General features: G+C 60.3%; 13 protein-coding genes. 7 read left to right on the forward strand and 6 right to left on the reverse strand.

Going from position 1 to position 18,616, the window contains the following annotated elements:
- Positions 1–131: 131 nt before the first annotated feature.
- From aldA to B0G76_RS10405, 4 genes are all read left to right on the forward strand, one after another.
- Positions 132–1,556 (forward strand): aldehyde dehydrogenase, encoded by a 1,425-nt coding sequence (gene aldA / locus B0G76_RS10390; protein ID WP_120291866.1) that lies wholly within the window; start codon positions 132–134, stop codon positions 1,554–1,556.
- 150 nt (positions 1,557–1,706) lie between these two features.
- On the forward strand, positions 1,707–3,029 hold the full coding sequence (locus B0G76_RS10395; RefSeq protein WP_120291868.1) for a nitrate/nitrite transporter: 1,323 nt from the start codon (positions 1,707–1,709) through the stop codon (positions 3,027–3,029).
- Complete coding sequence (locus tag B0G76_RS10400; RefSeq protein ID WP_120291870.1) at positions 3,030–4,247, forward strand: mandelate racemase/muconate lactonizing enzyme family protein; 1,218 nt, start codon at positions 3,030–3,032, stop codon at positions 4,245–4,247.
- Between the two features lie 102 nt (positions 4,248–4,349).
- Entirely contained in the window at positions 4,350–6,011 is a 1,662-nt protein-coding gene (locus B0G76_RS10405) for a GMC family oxidoreductase (protein WP_120291872.1), read from the forward strand.
- Positions 6,012–6,118: 107 nt separating this feature from the next.
- On the opposite strand, the gene B0G76_RS10410 is transcribed toward B0G76_RS10405, so the two are convergent.
- From B0G76_RS10410 to B0G76_RS10425, 4 genes are all read right to left on the reverse strand, one after another.
- On the reverse strand, positions 6,119–7,045 hold the full coding sequence (locus B0G76_RS10410; protein WP_120291874.1) for a LysR substrate-binding domain-containing protein: 927 nt from the start codon (positions 7,043–7,045) through the stop codon (positions 6,119–6,121).
- 900 nt (positions 7,046–7,945) lie between these two features.
- Positions 7,946–9,427 (reverse strand): phenylacetaldehyde dehydrogenase StyD, encoded by a 1,482-nt coding sequence (styD, locus tag B0G76_RS10415; RefSeq protein ID WP_120291876.1) that lies wholly within the window; start codon positions 9,425–9,427, stop codon positions 7,946–7,948.
- Between the two features lie 190 nt (positions 9,428–9,617).
- Positions 9,618–10,670: a hypothetical protein gene (locus tag B0G76_RS10420; protein WP_147394027.1), complete on the reverse strand. Its 1,053-nt coding sequence runs from the start codon at positions 10,668–10,670 to the stop codon at positions 9,618–9,620.
- 205 nt (positions 10,671–10,875) lie between these two features.
- Positions 10,876–12,861 carry a primary-amine oxidase gene (locus B0G76_RS10425; RefSeq protein ID WP_120291880.1) on the reverse strand — a complete coding sequence of 662 codons (1,986 nt, stop codon included), beginning with the start codon at positions 12,859–12,861 and terminating at the stop codon, positions 10,876–10,878.
- Between the two features lie 200 nt (positions 12,862–13,061).
- Here B0G76_RS10425 and B0G76_RS10430 point away from each other — a divergent pair, with 200 nt between their 5' ends.
- From B0G76_RS10430 to B0G76_RS10440, 3 genes are all read left to right on the forward strand, one after another.
- On the forward strand, positions 13,062–14,060 hold the full coding sequence (locus B0G76_RS10430) for an AraC family transcriptional regulator (protein ID WP_120291882.1): 999 nt from the start codon (positions 13,062–13,064) through the stop codon (positions 14,058–14,060).
- 292 nt (positions 14,061–14,352) lie between these two features.
- A complete protein-coding gene (locus tag B0G76_RS10435; RefSeq protein WP_183082021.1) occupies positions 14,353–15,804 on the forward strand; it encodes an APC family permease in 1,452 nt (483 codons plus the stop codon).
- 133 nt (positions 15,805–15,937) lie between these two features.
- A complete protein-coding gene (locus tag B0G76_RS10440; RefSeq protein ID WP_120291884.1) occupies positions 15,938–17,152 on the forward strand; it encodes a porin in 1,215 nt (404 codons plus the stop codon).
- Here B0G76_RS10440 and B0G76_RS10445 read toward each other — a convergent pair.
- Complete coding sequence (locus B0G76_RS10445; protein ID WP_120291886.1) at positions 17,149–17,514, reverse strand: hypothetical protein; 366 nt, start codon at positions 17,512–17,514, stop codon at positions 17,149–17,151. The genes B0G76_RS10440 and B0G76_RS10445 overlap by 4 nt on opposite strands.
- Positions 17,515–17,687: 173 nt before the next feature.
- A complete protein-coding gene (tam, locus tag B0G76_RS10450; RefSeq protein WP_120296291.1) occupies positions 17,688–18,464 on the reverse strand; it encodes a trans-aconitate 2-methyltransferase in 777 nt (258 codons plus the stop codon).
- Positions 18,465–18,616: the final 152 nt, after the last annotated feature.

Raw genomic sequence — 18,616 nt, forward strand, 5'->3', positions numbered from 1 at the left:
GAATGTTTGTCCCGCGAATTATTCGCTTGTGGCAGACAGGTTCCGGGAGAAAAATTCCGTTCATGCACCTTTGGCATGAACGTGATAGCCGAAGGCAATGCGCCACTGCACCAGGTTTTTCAGGAGACGAGATGCGACTCGATCGGAATTTTGCTAACGGCTGCTTTATCGACGCGGCAAGCGACGAGCTCATCGCCGTCACCAACCCCGCCACCGAAGCGGTGATTGCCCACGTCACGGGCGCCACCGAAGCCGAGGCAATCGCCGCGGTGGACGCCGCGGCAACTGCTCAGAAGGGCTGGCGCAAGCTGCCTTCGGCGGAGCGCGCCGCCTATCTGCACAAGCTCGCCGATGCCCTCACCGAATGCGCGCCCGCGATTGGCGCGGCGCTCGCGCTGGAGTCGGGCAAGAGCGTGGCCGACGCCACCAACGAAGCGATCTACGCCGGCCAGATCACCCGCTACCACGCCGAATGGGCGCGCCGTATCGAAGGCGAGGTGATTCCGAGCGACACGCCTGACGAAAATCTCGTGTTGCATCGCGAACCGATCGGCGTGGTCGCGTGCCTGATCCCGTTCAATTACCCGGTCTATACGTTCATGCGCAAGGTGGCGCCCGCGCTGATCGCCGGCAACACCGTGGTGGTGCGCCCGAGCAACAACACGCCGATCTCGGCCTTCGAGATCGCCAAGGCGGTTGAGAAAGCAGGGCTGCCCGCCGGCGTAGTGAACATTCTCGCGATGAACCATGCAACCGCCGAGGCGCTCTGCACGCATCCCAAAGTGGGCATGATCACGCTGACCGGCAGCGTCGGCGCCGGCCGCAAGGTGCTCGAATACTGCAAGGCGAACATCGCCAAGCCGTCGCTCGAACTGGGCGGCAAGACGCCCGCCATCATCGAGGCGGATGCCGATCTGGAGAAGGCCGCGCGCGATCTGGTCGCCTCGAAAACCACCCACTGCGGGCAGCTTTGCACGGCGATCGAACGCGTCTACGTGCAGGAAAGCGTGCATGACCGTTTCGTCGCGCTGCTGAAGAAGCATATGAGCGCGGTGGAAAGCGGCGATCGCAGCGAACAGCCTTCGGTGATGGGGCCGCTCGTCAACGAGGCGTCGCGCCAGTCGATTCACGGCATGGTCGAGCGCGCGATTGCGGCGGGCGCCACGCTCGAGACCGGCGGCAGGCTGCCGCAAGGCAAGGGCTTCTTCTATCCGGCCACGTTGCTGTCGAACTGCCGTCAGGACATGGAAATCATCCAGGAAGAAACCTTCGGTCCGATCATGCCGGTCGTCAAATACCGCACGCTCGACGAAGCGCTGGAGATGGCCAACGACCATCAGTTTGGTTTGTCGTCGGTGCTTTATACCGAGAACTACCGCGGCGCGATGAAGATCGCCAACGGCATCGAGGCAGGCGAGCTGTACGTGAACCGCACGCCGGCCGATCCGTATCAAGGGTTCCACGCGGGTTGGAAACGCTCGGGTCTCGGCGGCGACGACGGCAAGCACGGCATGCTCGAATTCACGCAAACCCGTCTGGTGGTCATGAAGTACTGAAGCTGAAAACGGCGCGTGCCGCGCGAATCGGAGTAGACGGCACGCGTCGCCTTGAAACCCGCAGAAACGCAGCACACCCGCTGCACTTATAAAAAAGTTTGGAGTCCGGCGGACCGGTGGACCGGCGCTGTGTCTCTCAGGAGCGCTTACGTGTCATCTCAACCCGTTCAGACCGCCGCCTCGCTTGCCTCACGCGAAGCGGAAATCGCCTTGCAAAACAGCAAGGCTCAACGCTACGTCCAGCTCATGTTGCTGGTGATCGCGGCCGGTGCGATTTACCCGATTCTGTATCTCCGGCAGGTTTATCAGCCGACGATGCTCGAAGTGTTTCACATCACAGATAGCCAACTCGGCTATCTGTATTCGTCGCTCGGCACGATCTTTCTGCTGAGCTACCTGCCCAGCGGCTGGCTCGCCGACCGGATCGCGCCGCGCCTGTTGATCTGTTTTTCGTTGATCGCAACCGGTGTGCTCGGCCTGTGGTATTCGACTGCGCCGTCGTTCCAGGTGCTGATGCTGATCTTCGGCGGCTGGGGTTTGACAACCGGTTTGACCTTCTGGGCCGCCGTTATCAAGCGCGTGACCATGATCGCCGGCACGCACGAGCAGGGACGCTTCTTCGGTTTGCTCGACGGCGGACGCGGCCTGATCGAAGCCATGCTCGCAACCGTCGCGATCACGCTGTTCGCGTGGTTCACGCAGACCAAAGGCGAGCCGGTTGCGGCCGGCTTCAAGCTGGTCGTCTATATGTACGCCTTTCTGTGCATTGCGCTCGGCGTGATACTCGCGCTGGTCAAAGACCCGCAAGGCGCTCAAGACGCCGCCGCGAACCGTGCCACGAAGAAACGCAGCAACGTGCTGGTCGATCTGAAAACGCTCGCGTCGATTCCCGAGTTGTGGCTGGTCGCGGCCATCGTGTTCTGCGGCTATCAGGTGTTCTGGGCAACGTACAGCTTCTCCGCCTACCTGCACGAAGGTGAGATCGGTTTGACGGTGGTGATGGCCGGCACGATTACTACGCTCAAGCTGTGGATGCGGCCGATCGGCGGCATCGGCGGTGGCTTTCTCGGCGACCGCTATTCCAAGGTCTCGGTGCTGGTGATCGCGCTCTTCCTCGCTGCACTGTCGCTGCTGGGTCTGATGGCGGCGCCGCGTATCTCGAGCCACGTGCTGCTGGTGTTCCTCGTGCTCTTCATCGGCATTCTGACTTACGCGATTCGCGGTCTGTACTGGTCGCTGCTGGATCGCTGCAATATTCCGGTCGAAACGATGGGCCTCGCCATCGGCCTGATCTCCGTACTCGGCTATTCGCCCGATGTGTTCCTGCCGTTGATCAACGGCTATCTGACGCAGAACTTCCCGGGCGTCTTCGGTTACCAGCTTTACTTCGGCTATGTGGCCGGAATGGCGGCGCTTGGTGGCTTTGCCGGCCTGGCGCTGAGAAACATGCTTAACAGGAAAGGGGTTGCGTAAATGAAAGTCGTCTCGCTCGAAACGCATATCGTCGCCGTACCGCCGCCGCACGTGGGCGGCATGTACTGGATCTTCGTCAAGCTCAAGACTGACTGCGGGATTGAAGGCGTCGGCGAAATCTATTCGGCGACGTTCCACCCGAAGGCGATGACGCACATCATCGACGACGTATTCGGCCGCTATCTGCTCGATAAAGATCCGCACCATATCGAACGGCTCTGGCGCGAAGCGTATTCGAGCGGCTTCACGCAACGCCCCGATCTGACGATGATGGGCGTGGTCAGCGGTCTGGAAATGGCGTGCTGGGACATCATCGGCAAGGCGGCGAACAAGCCGGTGTACGAGCTGCTCGGCGGCATGGTGAACCAGCGCCTGCGCTCATATACGTATTTGTATCCGAAGAACAGCAAAGGCGAATACGACTACGACGATCCCGATCTCGCCGCCGAATGCGCCGTTGAAAACGTGAAGCGTGGTTTTACCGCGGTGAAGTTCGATCCGGCGGGGCCGTACACGGCTTATTCGGGCCATCAACTGTCGATGGAAGTGCTCGACCGTTGCGAGACCTTCTGCCGGCGTGTGCGCGAAGCGGTCGGCAGCAAGGCCGATCTGCTGTTCGGCACGCATGGGCAGATGGTGCCGTCGTCGGCCATCCGGCTTGCCAAGCGGCTGGAGAAATACGATCCGCTGTGGTTCGAAGAACCGGTACCGCCGGGACAGGAAGGCGCGATGGCGCAAGTCGCGCAGCACACGAGTATTCCGATTGCCGCGGGCGAACGCCTGACCACCAAGTATGAATTCTTCAAGCTGCTCGAAGCGGGCGCGGCGTCGATTCTGCAATTGAACGTAGCGCGTGTGGGCGGCCTGCTCGAAGCGAAGAAAGTGGCGGCGATCGCCGAGGTTTATTACGCGCAGATCGCGCCGCATCTGTACAACGGGCCGATCGGCGCTGCCGCCAGCATTCAGCTCGCGGCCTGCACGCCGAACTTCCTGATTCAGGAAAGCATCGGCACGTGGGACGGTTTTCATGCGACGGTGTTGAAGAAGCCGATTCAATGGGAAGACGGCTACATCATTCCTTCGCAGGAACCGGGCTTGGGCGTGGAGTTGAACATGGACGTCGTTCGGCAGCACACGCCGTACACCGGTGAGCGGTTGCATCTGCAAATGGCGGCTCGTCCCGCCGACGTGAAAGACCTCGCGCCGGCCAAGGGTTGAATCCGGATTGAAACTGCCGGACTGAACCTGCCGGATTCGACCTGGCGGGTTCAACCAGTTTCTCGCATTTAATGGATTGGGCGCCGTTTGGCGACATAGAGCATGAACTACGACTACATCATCGTCGGCGCGGGTTCGGCGGGCTGCATTCTCGCCAATCGCCTTTCGGCGTCGGGCCAATATTCGGTACTGCTGCTCGAAGCGGGCGGCAAGGACAGCTCGTTCTGGTTCAAGATCCCGGTGGGTTTCACCAAGACGTACTACAACGAAACCTATAACTGGATGTATTACAGCGAGCCCGAAAAGGAACTCGACAACCGGCCGATCTATTGCCCGCGGGGCAAGGTGCAGGGTGGTTCCGGTTCGATCAACGCGATGATCTATGTGCGTGGCCAGCCGCATGATTTTGACGACTGGGCCGCGGCGGGCAATCCGGGCTGGGCGTTTCGTGACGTGCTGCCGTATTTCCGCAAGCTCGAATCGCATCCGCTTGGCAATACCGAATATCACGGCGCGGACGGCCCGATTCGCATCTCGCCGATGAAGGATGATGTCCATCCGATCTGCCACGTGTTCCTGAAAGGCTGCGACCAGGCCGGGTACAAGCGCAGCGACGACTTCAACGGCGCACGATTCGAAGGCGCGGGCATCTACGACGTGAGTACGCGCAACGGGCAGCGTTCGTCGAGCAGCTTCGAGTACCTGCATCCGGTGCTGACGCGCAAGAACCTGACGGTCGAGCGTGAAGTACTGGCAAGCCGCGTGCTATTCGACGGCAACCAGCGGGCCATTGGCGTGAGCGTGACGCAGAACGGCGCGACGCGGCAATTCATGGCGAACCGCGAGGTGATCCTGTCGGCGGGCGCGGTCGATTCGCCCAAGCTGCTGCAACTCTCGGGCGTGGGCGACAGCGCATTGCTGGCGAGGCATCGCATCGCGATGGTCAAGGAACTGCCCGCTGTGGGGCAGAATCTGCAGGACCATCTGTGCGTGAGCTTCTACTATCGCGCGAACGTGAAGACGCTGAACGACGAGATGCGGCCCTTGCTTGGCAAGCTCAAGCTTGGTTTGCAGTATCTGCTGACGCGCAAGGGGCCGCTCGCGATGAGCGTGAACCAGTCGGGCGGGTTCTTCAAGGGCAACGACCAGGAAGTGCAGCCGAATCTGCAGTTGTACTTCAACCCGCTGTCGTACCGGATTCCGAAGAGCAACAAGGCGAGTCTCGAACCAGAACCGTATTCTGGCTTCCTGCTAGCCTTCAACCCGTGCCGGCCAACCAGCCGCGGATCGATCGAGATTGCGTCGAACCGTGCGGAAGACGCCGCGAAAATCCGCATCAACGCGTTGACCACGGAGAAGGACATCGACGAAGTCATCCAGGGTTGCGAACTGGTGCGCAAGGTGATGGCATCGCCGGCGTTGAAAGAAATCACGGTGGAAGAAATTTCGCCGGGGCCGCAGGTGAATACGCGTGAAGGCTTCCTGCAGTATTTCCGTGAGCAATCGGGGTCGATCTATCACCTGTGCGGCTCATGCGCGATGGGCGACGACCCGCGTACCTCGGTGGTCGACGCGCGTTTGCGGGTGCACGGCGTGTCCGGCTTGCGGGTGGTTGATGCGTCGATCTTCCCGAACATCACTTCCGGCAATATCAATGCGCCGACGATGATGGTGGCGGAGAAGGGCGCCGAGATGATTCTCATGGACGCCGCCACGGAAGCCGCGTTCAAGGCTGATCCGGCGGAGTTCTCTGCGGCGGCTTGAAGTTCGTCAGTAAAGCTTCACCGTTGTAAATAAACCGCGCCGATGCGATGCCGTCGGCGCGGTTTTTTCTCATTTTTCTCTTTTTTCTCACGTCGGCTTTGACGCGCTCAAACTGACGGCACCGACTCCGACGAATCGAGCGCGCGCTCGGTCAACCAGATTTCCTGCTGCAGCCAGTCGCGGAACAACGCGACGTGCGGCAGTTCGTCCTGTTCCGCGCGCGTGACGAGCCAGTACGACTGATGCCCGTCGACGTGCACATTCAGCACCTGCACGAGCTGGCCTTCCGCGAGTTCACGGCCGATCATGTGACGATCGGCGATCGTCACGCCGAGGCCGTCAATGGCCGCGCGGATTGCGTGATCGAGCAGATCGAATTCGTAGCCGCCACGGGTGTCGACGTTTTCAATGCCGGCTGCTTTTAACCAATGTTGCCAGGTCAGGTAGCGCTGATCGGCGCTCGCGAGCACATGCAGCAGCGTGAACTGATTCAGGTCGATGGCGACGCGGCCGGCCTGGCGTGCGAGCAATGCGGGCGCGCAGACGGCGATATGCCGTTCGTTCATCAGCAGACGGTTGTCGAAGCCTTCCCACTCGCCGTTACCGAAGCGGATGGCGCAGTCGAGCACGCCTGATTCGGCGAGATTGTCGTCGACGCGGGTCGACAGGCTGAGTTCGAGATGCGGATGCGCGTCACGCAGACGTCCGAGACGCGGCATCAGCCAGCGGCTCGTGAAGGTGGGTGGTGCGTTGATACGCAGGCGATTGCGGTGGGTTTTCTCTTGCAGGCTGCGGACTGTGAGCTCGATCCGGTCGAATGACTGTTGCAGTGCTTGCAGGAGGATGCGGCCGGCGGCCGAGAGTTCCAGATGATGATGGTGACGCAGGAGTAAGGTCTCGCCGAGTTGGGATTCGAGTTGGCGGACCTGGCGGCTTACCGCGCTTTGCGTCACGTTGAGCATTTCCGCTGCGCGGGTGAAGCTGCCGGTGCGGCCGGCGACTTCGAAGGCTTTTAGCGCGTTCAGCGCGGGCATTTTGCGTTTCAAGATCGGAGGCCTAAGGGGAGGCTGGTGCGCGGCGGCGCGGGTGCTGGGTATTTTAGCTGGTTGTTTGTTTACCTACGGTGTTGGGTTTTTTCTTGAGGTGGTTGCCTGCGCGGCGCTTGGTTTGGCTGTGTTTTTTTGGTGTTGGCCTTTCCTTGATTTGTTAGTGGTCTATTAGCGTTGCCCCTGTGCGGGGCGGCACTCACTTCTCTTTGCCGGCCGCAAAGAGAAGTAAGCAAGAGAAAGCGGCTCAAACCGCTAATTCTTAAGCGGGTCCCACGCGCAGCCACGGTAGTGGTGCATCTGGAATCCGTGCCCTCGCACATTCGGCGTTAGTGACAAGGCAGTCATACTTCCGGCGGCGCTGCGCGCGCCGACGCGCATTTTTTTGAACCATCTGTTTTGGCTACGGCTTGTCGCCGCTCGGAGCGCCGAGTGGCATGTCCCGAAACAGATATATTTTCGACGCCTCGCCGAGCCAACGCCGGCAGTCGCCACGGACCAGAACCGAAGTCCCGAGTTTGCCTTGCAGACCCGTCCGAGGCGAAGCCGATGGCGTCCATCACGTCTAAACGAAGCCCCTGCTTTCCCATGCGGACCCATCCGCGACGCACGCAGTGCGGAGTGGGAGCTGACGAGCCCTTAGTCACTCACGCGGAATGTGCGAGAACACGGATTCCAGATGCACCACTACCGTGGCTGCGCGAGGGACCCGCTTAAGAATTAGCGGTTTGAGCCGCTTTCTCTTGCTTACTTCTCTTTGCGGCCGGCAAAGAGAAGTAGGTGCCGCCCCGCACAGGGGCAACGCTAATAGACCACCAACAAAGCAAGGAAAGGCCAACACCATAAAACCACAACCAAACAAACCGCCGAGCAGGCAAAAAACCCACATCAATAAGCAATACAAACAGACTTACTTTCAGTATAGGAATCGACAATAGCCTTCCCATGTTCACGCCCGATCCCGGACGCCTTAAACCCGCCGAACGGCATAGCAGGATCCACCATGTTGTGCGTATTGACCCAAACGGTCCCCGCTTCGATACCGTCAACCAACCGTAAAGCCTTATCGAGCTGATTCGTCCAGACACTCGCGCCAAGCCCATATTCCGACGCATTGGCCTGCGCCAGCACCTCATCGATATCGTCATAAGGCATCGCCACAAGCACCGGCCCAAACACTTCCTCCCTGACAACAGAAAGCGGCTTGCATTCGCGATTGGCAATCACCGTTGGTCGAACAAAAAAACCATCCGTATCAACAGCCGCATCACGCGACAAAATCTCCCCACCTTCCTGCTTGCCTTGCGCAATCATCCCCATGACCTTGTCGCGGTGCCGCGCGGAAACCATCGGTCCCATCTGCGTCGCAGCATCGAAACCGGAACCCAATGCAATGCCGTCGGCCACCGCTGCAATGCCTTGCACGACTTCGTCGTAGATCGATCGCGCAACGTACAGGCGCGAACCCGCGGTGCAGACCTGCCCGTGGTTGAAGAAAATCGCGCCTGCCGCGCCTTCAATCGCTTTCTTTGGATCGCAATCCTCCAGCACGATCACAGGGCTCTTGCCGCCCAGCTCAAGCGACGCCCGTTTTAGATCGTCAGCGCACTGGCGGCCAATGATGCGGCCCACTTCGGTCGATCCCGTGAAGGTGACTTTGTTCACCAAGAGATGCTTGACCAGCGCCGCGCCGGCGGTCTCGCCGCGGCCGGTGACGACGTTGAATACGCCCGGCGGGAAGCCGGCTTCGTGGGCCAGTTCGGCCAGACGGATCGCTGTTAAAGGGGTTTCTTCGGCGGGCTTCAGCACGACGGTGCAACCGCATGCCAGTGCCGGAGCGATTTTCCAGACCGCCATCAGCAGCGGGAAATTCCATGGGACGATCGCGGCGACGACGCCCGCCGGGACGCGTTTTGTCGAGGCGTTGTAGCGGGTGCCGGGAGGGAAGGGGATCGACGGGTCGAATGTCGTGCCCTCGATTTTGGTGGCCCAGCCGGCCATGTAACGCAGCCATTGGACGCTGCCCGAGACTTCCAGCATCTTTGAGAAGGTGATTAGTTTTCCCTGGTTTAGGGTTTCTAATGTGGCTAGTTCGTCAGTGTGTCGCTCTACCAGGTCGGCTAGTTTTAGGAGCATGTGCTCTCGGGTGGCGGGGGGCATTCTGCGCCAGGTGTCTGACGTGAAGGCTGCTTTTGAGGTTTGGACTGCGTGGTCGATGTCGGTTTCGGATGCGTCCGGGATTTGGGTTAGCTCTTCGCCTGTGGCGGGGTTGTAGATGGGGAAGGTTTTGCCTGCGGCGCTCGGGGTTTTTTCGCCGTTGATGAACATGGTGTGGGGGAGCTGCGGTGCTTGGTTTTTTTGGTCGGGCATTTTGCGTTTTTTCCGTTGGGGTGAGATTGGCGGTGGTGTTTGGTTGTTGCTTTTGTTGCTTGCCTGTGGGGGTGGGTTTCTTGTTTTGCTAGTGGTTTATTAGCGTTGCCCCTGTGCGGGGCGGCACCTACTTTTCTTTGCCTGCCACAAAAAAAAGTAGGCAAAAGAAAGCGACTCACACCGCTAACTCTTAAGCGGGTCCCCCGCGCAGCCGCGGTAGTGGTGCATCTGGAATCTGTGTTCTCGCACTATCAGCCCCGGTGACAAGGCAGTCATACTTCCCGCTTTGCTCTTCGTGCTCGTCGGAAGGGCTTGCTCGACTGCGGTCATAATTTGTATGCTTGTGAAACGGGTTTTTCTCGAGCCATTTGGCTGCCAATGTGCCCGCGCATATCAAGTTCGCAATCGCGCTTAGCACATACAACACCATGAAGCCGTCGCCGAAAAAATAGGGCGTCGTCGATAACGTTGCCCCCATTACCATCCCGATGTGGTGTGCCGCGCCGGGGCAACTGGCGCTCATTGCGCTGCGCGATTTGCTGCGCAGTTTCGTCAGCGTTGAAATCGTCAGGCAGTCGAGAACCAGGAATATCTTTGCCGCCAGTAGCGCCAGCGTCGGACCGTTTACCGCTGCGAGTGCTCCAATTAACACCGCCCGTAGCACGTACAGCACCATCAGCATTCGGTTGTCGTTGCCGGTTCGGTCGGCGATGAACGCCAGCGCACAAACAGCACCCAGCGAAAACACGATCTGCCACGTCGGTTGAGCACCACCCACACCGCAAATCGCAAACAGCTGAAAACGGGCGAGACTGCCGGTCGATAAGCCCGCAAACAATGCAAGCAGCACCGTCGCGCCCGTTGCCTGCAATGCTCCGGTGGATTGGTCAGCATTTTGAATCGCGTACCTGTTTCGATCGAAATCTTCAGCCAACGAGGCCGTCTTGCCTGACAGGCGCCACCCGCAAAACAGCAACACGCTGCCCAGCAACATGGCCACCCCGCATATCGCGGTGCAATGCTCCAACCCACGCGCATACGCCGGTACGGCGCCCATCGCGCTCATCGTGGCGATCAGCGTCACCGCTGTAGTGAGCGTGCTGTACTCTCGGGATATGCGCGACATCAACAGCGGCACAATCGTCATCGTCGTCAACGCCAGAGCACTCATCCACAGCGCGTTAGCGCGTTGACCAAAGCCGGCTTGCGTCACTAGCGTGGCGGCGCCGCTCATGAGCAGCACGCACGCCGCGCCGATCACGCTCGCAATGAGTGCGCGTGCCGCGCCACCCGTGCTCGCCGTCTGCGTGCGTGCCGAGCCCGCAGCAATCGCACCACCCACGTTCGTCGTCAGCACACGTGCCGGACCCGCGACAATCGCGGGACGCGCGACGTATGCTACGTCGGCTACACGCGCAACGGCGGGCCATGCGGCGCGCGTCGTCGGATCAGCGCTTGCAGCAACCATGATCCGTAGACTGGCCGTCTTCAACGCTGTTCTGGTCGCGCTCGGACGGTAAGTCCATCGTCGGATTGGCAGAGAAGAAGTTGTTCGGTTTGAGCATGAAGCCGGCGTATTCCACCGGCATCACCGGAAAATCCTCGGGCTTGCACACGTGCGTGTGACCGAAGCTATGCCACAAGACAATGTCTTCATTCTCAATGTTGCGGTTCGCCTCGATGTAACGCGGCAAGCCGTCACCACCCGCGTGCTGGTTCGGATAGTCGCCGCTCGCGTAGCGCTCGGACGGATCGAATGGCGTGACCCACACGTGTCGCGTAGCAAAGCCGCCGCGCTGCCGGACCTTCGAGCGCTCGTCGGCCAGCATCAGCGGGGAGTCGTTCACGATCAGCTTGTAGCCAGGATTCGCACCCACGGCGTTTTTCACGTTCGGGTTGGTTACCTTCCAGTAACGTCCCGTGGCGCCGTTCGCCATGCGCGCGGCTTCGCTCTCGGTCCTGAACACGCGCTTCGTGGTGTCGAAGACGTTGCCATACGGATTCGTTTCGCCCATCGGGCGCGGCACGAATTCATGTTCGGTCACAGTGTTGCGCTCGCCGTCCACCATCATGTGCATCCGCGCATTGAAGAAGTGCTGGTGGGTCGGACCGCCCAGGTTCTCCGTGATCATGCCGCCCCACGGATACGTGTCGCCGTCGGCCACCGCCGAGGTTTGGACGATGCCGGTCAGCTTGCATTCGAGTTGAATCGTGCCGTCCTGATACAGGTACCAGTAGAAACCGTAGTCGTAGTTGCCGACTGTCGCGAAGAAGGAGATCACAAGGCGTCGCGAGCGGCGCATTTCGAAAACGCCAGTGCGAAACTCATAGTGCTTCCACAGCGTGCCGTAATCCTCTTCGTGCATGCATACGGCGTTCTTCATCAGGAACGCATTGCCGAAATCGTCGGCGGACGGAATGTCGAAATAGCGGATCGTGCCGAGGCAATCGCAACCGAGTTCAAGTTGATTCGCCAGTTTGCCAAGGCCGTACTCACCGGCATCGAATGCGCTTTTCCAGTAGTGGTTCGTGCTCGGGTCGGAGTAGGGCACGCACATCTCCGTCACGCTCGCGCGGTAGATGATCGGCCGCGTATTCTTGCCGTCGTCCCATAACAGTTGATGCAGCACCAACCCCTCACGCGGCGTGAAGCCGACCCGGAAGTTCCAGTTCTGCCAGCTCACATGCCAGCCGTCGATCTTGAAGCTCGGGCCCTCGGGTTGGCTGATCGACAGCGGTTTGAGCGTGCTGCGCGGTTCGCCAAGACTCGGCGTATTGTAGTTGTGCTTCGCGCGCGGAATCGGAATGATGCGGCCGTCGTCCACGAGTTCGATCACTTTCTTCTCGAGAAGATCGACCACCGCCACCACGCCCTCGATCGGATGCGCGTAGCCGTTGTCGGTCACGCTCTCGCGGTAGTAACTCACGCAACGCACGAGGCGCCGGCCATTCTCGTTTTCGCGGTCGAAACAGCCGGCGGAAAACGGATCGACCTGGACTCGCTCCAGATCCTTCTCCGTGATGCCACGCTTCATGACCGCAACGCGCCATGCGTGGTCGTTCTTGACGATCTGCTCGGCGTTCATGAAGTCTTCGATCATGATCGGCGGCTGACCGTAAGGCGCCTGATCGAACGGCAACACGTTGCGCGAGGCGACTCTTTTCTCTCTCAGGTCCACGTTGTATTCAACGGTCATCTCATTCGTGCGGTCGATGGCCAGGACGAACGCCACACGTGAAAAATAGTCGCCGGTCTTGAATGCGACCACTTCAGCCTTCGGCGGCTCACGCAATTCGACCATCGGAAAACGGACATGCGCGTCGAGTTTTTCGGCGGCCTTCACGAGATCGCAGGCAAGCTGCATTTCGTCCGAACTCAGCGGATCGAGCGGATGAACAGGGGCGTGAGGGGCTTTCGTGGCATTCGTGTTCATAAGGTTCCCGTAAGGAGTGTGCTGGACCTGACCACGTTCCCGCGCGGCTGGCTAAAACGCGGCGAACGCTGAGTCGATGGCAAATCGTAGGAACCCAATAATATTTTCGCGCTTGCTTATCGCGCCAAATGAACGATAAAGTGCGCCAGGAGAAGTGATACGGCAGCCCATCCGCCAAGACTTGAGAGGAGACGCTCAGCATGAAAAAAGTCACGCTCAACGGCAGTTTCCCGATGATCCGCGCTGCGGTCATGGGACCGGTTGTGCGCGCACTCGATGCATCGGGCGCCGATTGCGACGCGCTGCTCGAAGCGTTCGGCATGAACCGCAAGCTCCTGTCGAATCCGTACGAAATCCTGCCGCTCACGCGCTACGTGGCGGCATTCGAGCGCGCAGCCGAAGTACTCGGCGAACCGTTGCTCGGCTTGCGTCTCGGCAGCGAATTGCAATTGACGGAACTCGGGCCGGCGGGGCTCGTGTTTCTATCGTCACCCACCTTGAACGCGGCGATGCGCAAGTTCTCGCTCGCGCTCGCGTCGTGGCAGAACACCACGACCTGCGAGGTGCTGCGCGACGGCGAATGGCCGGTATGGACGTATCAGATCGCCAATCCACAGATCTGGCCGCGCCGGCAGGACGCGGAATACAGCCTGTCGACGATGTGCCATATGATCCGGGCCGTGCGCGGCGCGGCGTGGAATCCGGTTGAAGTGCATTTCGAACACGCCGCGCCTGCCGATCTCAAGCCGTATGCACGTAATTTCCGTGTGCCGGTGCGCTTTCAGCAGCCTTTCAATGGCGTGATTCTGCGTCCGCTGGATCTCGATGCGCCGCTCAAGAGCGCCGACTCGCAAATGGCGCGCATGATGGAGCGCCACGCCACCGATCTGATTGCGCGCGATGCGATGCCCCACAGCATCGTCGAGCAGGTGCGCGATCTGGTGACGAGGAGGCTTGCGCACGAAAAACTGATCGTCGCCGACATCGCGAAGGATCTCGGGCTCTCGCATCGCTCGCTGCAACGGCATCTGGCCGAGGCGGGGACTTCCGTGCGGCAGATCGTGCGCGAAGAGCGGCAGCGTAGCGTGGAAGGACTGCTGGAACGTGACGGGCTCACCAATGCGGCGATCGCTCGCGCCGTAGGTTATGCCGACGCAACGGTGCTGTGGCGCGCCACGCGCAACTGGAAAAAACAATAAACAGTGGCGGCGGCGGAAAATGCTTTCAATATGAAAGCACGCAAAGGCGCAATCGTCACACGAAAAAAACTTCCCTTTCCTAAGTATTCGCTGCGAACCGCAGCGCGATAAACGCTCGCGAGCATTGGCGCGAATTATCGAAAATTTGGCGCAGTTCGCGAAGTCGTTTTATTTTTTAGCTACCTACCATGCGCTCACACCGAAACATCGAACGTCGGTCAACCGAGCGCCTCGACCACTCTTTCCCGGGTTTAGGCGAGTTCCAGACTAGCCAACAAAACTAGAGGCAGCGATGAATGAACCCTACTCTCCGACGCGTTTGCTCGACGCGGAGAACCCCGTGGAACTGAAGGGCAATACGCTGGGCTTGTGGCAGATCGTGTTTCTCGTGATTTCCGCGGCGGCGCCGCTTACCGGCATGCTCGGTGCGGTGCCGCCCGCCATCAGTCTGGGCAATGGTGCAGGGATTCCGGGCGCATTCGTGATTGCCGGTATCGTGCTGCTGATTTTCAGCGTGGGCTTTGCGTCGATGAGCCGGCATGTGGTGCGCGCCGGTGCGTTTTACGCGTACATCACCGCCGGACTCGGACGGCCAATAGGCATGGCCGGTGCACTGGTCGCGCTGATGTCGTACACCTTCATCCAGATCGCGCTGTATGGCCTGTTTGGATTTTTCTGCACGGTGATTCTTTCTCCACTGCTACACACCGCCATGCCCTGGTATGGCTATTCGCTCATCTGCGTGGCGGTGGTGCAATTCACCGGTATTCGCGGCATCGATCTGAATAGCCGCTTGCTCGGCGTGCTGATGTGTCTCGAACTGGGCATTCTGCTGCTGCTCGCGATTGCGATCGTCGTGCATGGCGGCGGCCCGAACGGCCTCACGCTCGCACCGCTTACGCCGGAGCATGTGTTCAGCGGCCACCTTGGCATTGCAGTGATGTTCGCCTTCGCCTCGTTTATCGGCTTCGAAGCGACGGCGATTTACGGTAAGGAATGCCGTGATCCGAAAGTGACCGTGCCGCGTGCAACGTATGTATCGGTGATGCTGATTCTCGTGTTCTTCGCCTTCGTCACGTGGACGATTGTTTGCGCGTACGGACTGAACGACGTGGTCGCGGTCGCGACGAAGCAGCCCGGCGACTTCTGGTTCATTCAATCCGGCAAGTACCTGGGCGGTGCGGTGACGACGGTGATGAGCTTCCTGTTGCTCAGCAGTATCTTCGCGAGTCTGTTGTCGTTTCATAACACGCTGGTGCGCTATATCCACGCACTGAGCATGGAGGGCATCCTGCCGCAAGTGCTTAACCGGGTGCACGAAAAATACCGTTCGCCATATGTGGCGAGCTATCTGCAAACACTCTCGGTGTGCGTTCTGCTCGGGCTGTTCATCGCAGCAGGCAGCGATGCGTTCAACATCGTATTCAGCTGGAGTTCGGCGCTCGGCACGATCGGGATCGTGATGCTGCAAGCCGTGACGAGTTTTTCCGTTATCGCGTTCTTCCGCAAGACGCGCAAGGACACGCGTGTGTGGCACTCGTTTGTCGCGCCCCTCATGGGCGGCATCGGCCTGCTGTATATCGGCGTGATTCTGGTGCGCAATCTCGATGCGCTCAGCGGCTCCGATAGCCCGATCGTCAAGTCTTTCCCCTGGATCGTATTCGCGGTGGCGCTCGCCGGCGTCGTGATCGGTCTGATTCTGCGCCGCACGCGGCCGGATATCTACGCGCGCTTCGGGCAGTAATCGAACCGCGCGCAAGGCACTCAGCGCGCAATCTCGTCACGTTCTAACGATCGACTGCTGCCGCTCATTCCCGGGCGGCAGCGGAGGGGTGTCGTTCGTCCGTTGATTTCACCACTCAACTTTCGACAAAACTATGGCAGACAAATTCGTCAGGCGCTCGGCGCTCGCGCTGGCCGCGTTCGGCCTCGCGATGGGCGCGCATGCGCAATCTTCGGTGACGCTCTATGGCACGGTCGACGCCGGCGTCGTCTACACGACCAACCAGCAAACGACGCTCGCCAACGGCAGCACCAACGGCCACGCGAATTATCAACTGGCGGGCGGCAACCTGGTGCCGTCGCGTTGGGGCTTGACGGGCGCTGAGGATATCGGCGGCGGCACCACGGTGAACCTCACGTTGGAGAACAGCTTTCTGATCGGCAACGGTGCGATGTTGCAATCGAATACGCTCTTCAACCGCAACGCCTGGGTCGGTTTGAACAACGGCACGTACGGCGCGCTGACATTCGGCCGTCAATACGATCCGTTCTCCGACTACATGGGCGCGTATGCGTCAAGCAATAACTGGGCGACGTTGTACGGCTCGCATCTCGGCGACGTCGACAACCTCAACGAAGCCTTTAACTTCAACAACTCGATCAAGTACATCAGCCCGAGCTTCGGCGGGTTGACGGTCGGCGGATTGTTCAGCCTGGGTGGCGTGGCGGGGAATTTTTCGCAGAACAAGGGCTGGGCGCTAGCGGCGAATTACGCACAGGGTTCGTTGTCGTTGAGCGCGGGGTATCTTGAGTTGAACCAGCCGTTGCAGGCGGCCTTAGGCGGGACGGCCGGGTATATCGGCGATTTCAGTTGCGCGAATGCCGACGCGTCGTATTGTCTGCTGCAGCAGGCAAGCAAGGTGAGGATTTTCGGAGCAGGGGGCTCGTATGCATTCGGCAAGGCGGGCGTGGCGTTGAGCTATACGCATACGCGTCTGTCGCAGAGCCAGTATTTCGCGAGTGCGGCGAGACCTGCGGGAGCGGATATCTCTTTCGATATTGCCGAGTTGAATACGACCTACATGCTCGCGCCGGATCTGCAACTCGGTCTGGCGTATATCTTCAACGACGCCAAACCGAGCGGCAGTGCTTCGACGCGCGTGCATCAGGTCAACCTGGGGGCGGTGTACAGCTTGTCGAAGCGGACGGCGGTCTATGCGGTGGCGATTGGGCAAAAATCGTCCGGCGCGGGGCTCGGGGTTAATCCGGTGACGGGGCAGACGGAGAATCTGGCGCAGATTCCGAATATTGTCAATGCCGACACGGATAAACAACTCTCCGTGATCGTCGGCATCCGGCACAATTTTTAGTCTGCCACGCGTTTGTCCGCGAGCGCGTTCTGGCAATCCGCCAGTACCTGTTTTACCAGTCGCGCTTGAGGATCAAGCTCGTCCGTATCGAGAATCTCCTCGACGGCGTCGCGCGCCCAGTCGGCATCGACAAATTTCGCGTGCCGCCGCGCAATCTCCAGCGCGGTTGCCGACAACCTGGCGATACTCAACCAGTCTGCCTCCCGGGACCGATGGTCGAGCCACTTATGGGCGGCCTGCACGTGGAAAGCCGCGTCAGGCCAGTCCTCGTTCAGGTAGTAAGCGCCAAGGCAGCCGCATGTGAGCCAGCACAACAGCTCCAAACGGTCCCGTGGACTCAGATGATGGCGTACATCACTCATGGCGACGCTCGCTGCTGTAAATTGCGTTCCGGTCAGGACGGCAAGCCGTCCTCCGCTTCCGTTACACAATATCACGCAGAATTCACGAGCGGCAATGCCTGGTTGACCCAGGCGGCTCCGGCGCCACAATCACCGCGCGGCGGCACCCGGAACCGGACGCCAGCCCGGCCCCGCTAGCGCGTGGCGACGATAAACAGCCGCGGGAACGGCAACAGCACGGTGCCGTCGGACAGGGCCGGATACGCCCGCGCGATCGCATCCCGGTAGCGCTCCAGAAAGACGCCTTCCTCGCTGTCGTCGAGCTCGGCCAGGAACGGCCTCAGCGCGCTGCCTTTGAACCATTCGACCACCGAATCCGCGCCGCCGGCCAGCGGGTGGTGGTAGACGGTGCGCCACACGTCGACCCGCACGCACTGCGGCTTGAGCAGCGAGTAGTACCAGTCGGCGCCGTAGCGCATGGTGCGTTCCACACCTTTCAGCTTGTTGGCCCAGGGGCCGTCCGCCGCGATTTCGCGCAGCAGACGGTGCGCGGGCTCGTCGAGATTGTCCGGCATTTGCACGGCAAGGCTGCCGCCCGGCGCGAGTTTCTTCACCAGCGACGCAAACACCTGCTCGTGATTCGGCACCCACTGCAGCACGGCGTTGGCGAGGATCAGGTCGTAGGGGCCCGGCGCCTCCCATGTCGCAATGTCGCTTACTTCGAACTGGAATTGCGGCAGGCGCTTTCTGGCCGCCGCGATCATGTCGGCGGAACTGTCCAGACCGCTGACCGCCGCGCCGGGCAGGCGGGCCGCCAGTGCTTCAGTCGAGTTGCCGGGGCCGCAGCCGATGTCGACCGCCACGCGCACATCCGTTGCCGGGACCGCCGCCAGCAGATCCCTAACGGGGCGCGTGCGTTCGTTTTCAAATAACACGTACTGCTTCGCATGCCAATTCGTCGTTGAAGTCATCTCGCGCTCCTTTGTGTCGATCGCTGGATCGTTTCCGTTGACATCCGCGCGCCGTCTGCGGTCTGCGGTGTGCGGTGTCAAGCCGATCCAATCCGCTCATTCTCTTCGGTGATGAAGGCGGAGTAAAATGAATTTATCATTCTGATTCCTTC

The organism is Paraburkholderia sp. BL23I1N1 (genome assembly GCF_003610295.1).
Lineage (GTDB): Bacteria > Pseudomonadota > Gammaproteobacteria > Burkholderiales > Burkholderiaceae > Paraburkholderia.

Coding starts and splice junctions, on each gene's coding strand:
- aldA (WP_120291866.1), top strand. CDS start 132: ATGCGACTCGATCGGAATTTTGCTAACGGCTGCTTTATCGACGCGGCA.
- B0G76_RS10400 (WP_120291870.1), top strand. CDS start 3,030: ATGAAAGTCGTCTCGCTCGAAACGCATATCGTCGCCGTACCGCCGCCG.
- B0G76_RS10405 (WP_120291872.1), top strand. CDS start 4,350: ATGAACTACGACTACATCATCGTCGGCGCGGGTTCGGCGGGCTGCATT.
- B0G76_RS10410 (WP_120291874.1), bottom strand. CDS start 7,045: ATGCCCGCGCTGAACGCGCTAAAAGCCTTCGAAGTCGCCGGCCGCACC.
- styD (WP_120291876.1), bottom strand. CDS start 9,427: ATGCCCGACCAAAAAAACCAAGCACCGCAGCTCCCCCACACCATGTTC.
- B0G76_RS10425 (WP_120291880.1), bottom strand. CDS start 12,861: ATGAACACGAATGCCACGAAAGCCCCTCACGCCCCTGTTCATCCGCTC.
- B0G76_RS10430 (WP_120291882.1), top strand. CDS start 13,062: ATGAAAAAAGTCACGCTCAACGGCAGTTTCCCGATGATCCGCGCTGCG.
- B0G76_RS10435 (WP_183082021.1), top strand. CDS start 14,353: ATGAATGAACCCTACTCTCCGACGCGTTTGCTCGACGCGGAGAACCCC.
- B0G76_RS10440 (WP_120291884.1), top strand. CDS start 15,938: ATGGCAGACAAATTCGTCAGGCGCTCGGCGCTCGCGCTGGCCGCGTTC.
- B0G76_RS10445 (WP_120291886.1), bottom strand. CDS start 17,514: ATGAGTGATGTACGCCATCATCTGAGTCCACGGGACCGTTTGGAGCTG.
- tam (WP_120296291.1), bottom strand. CDS start 18,464: ATGACTTCAACGACGAATTGGCATGCGAAGCAGTACGTGTTATTTGAA.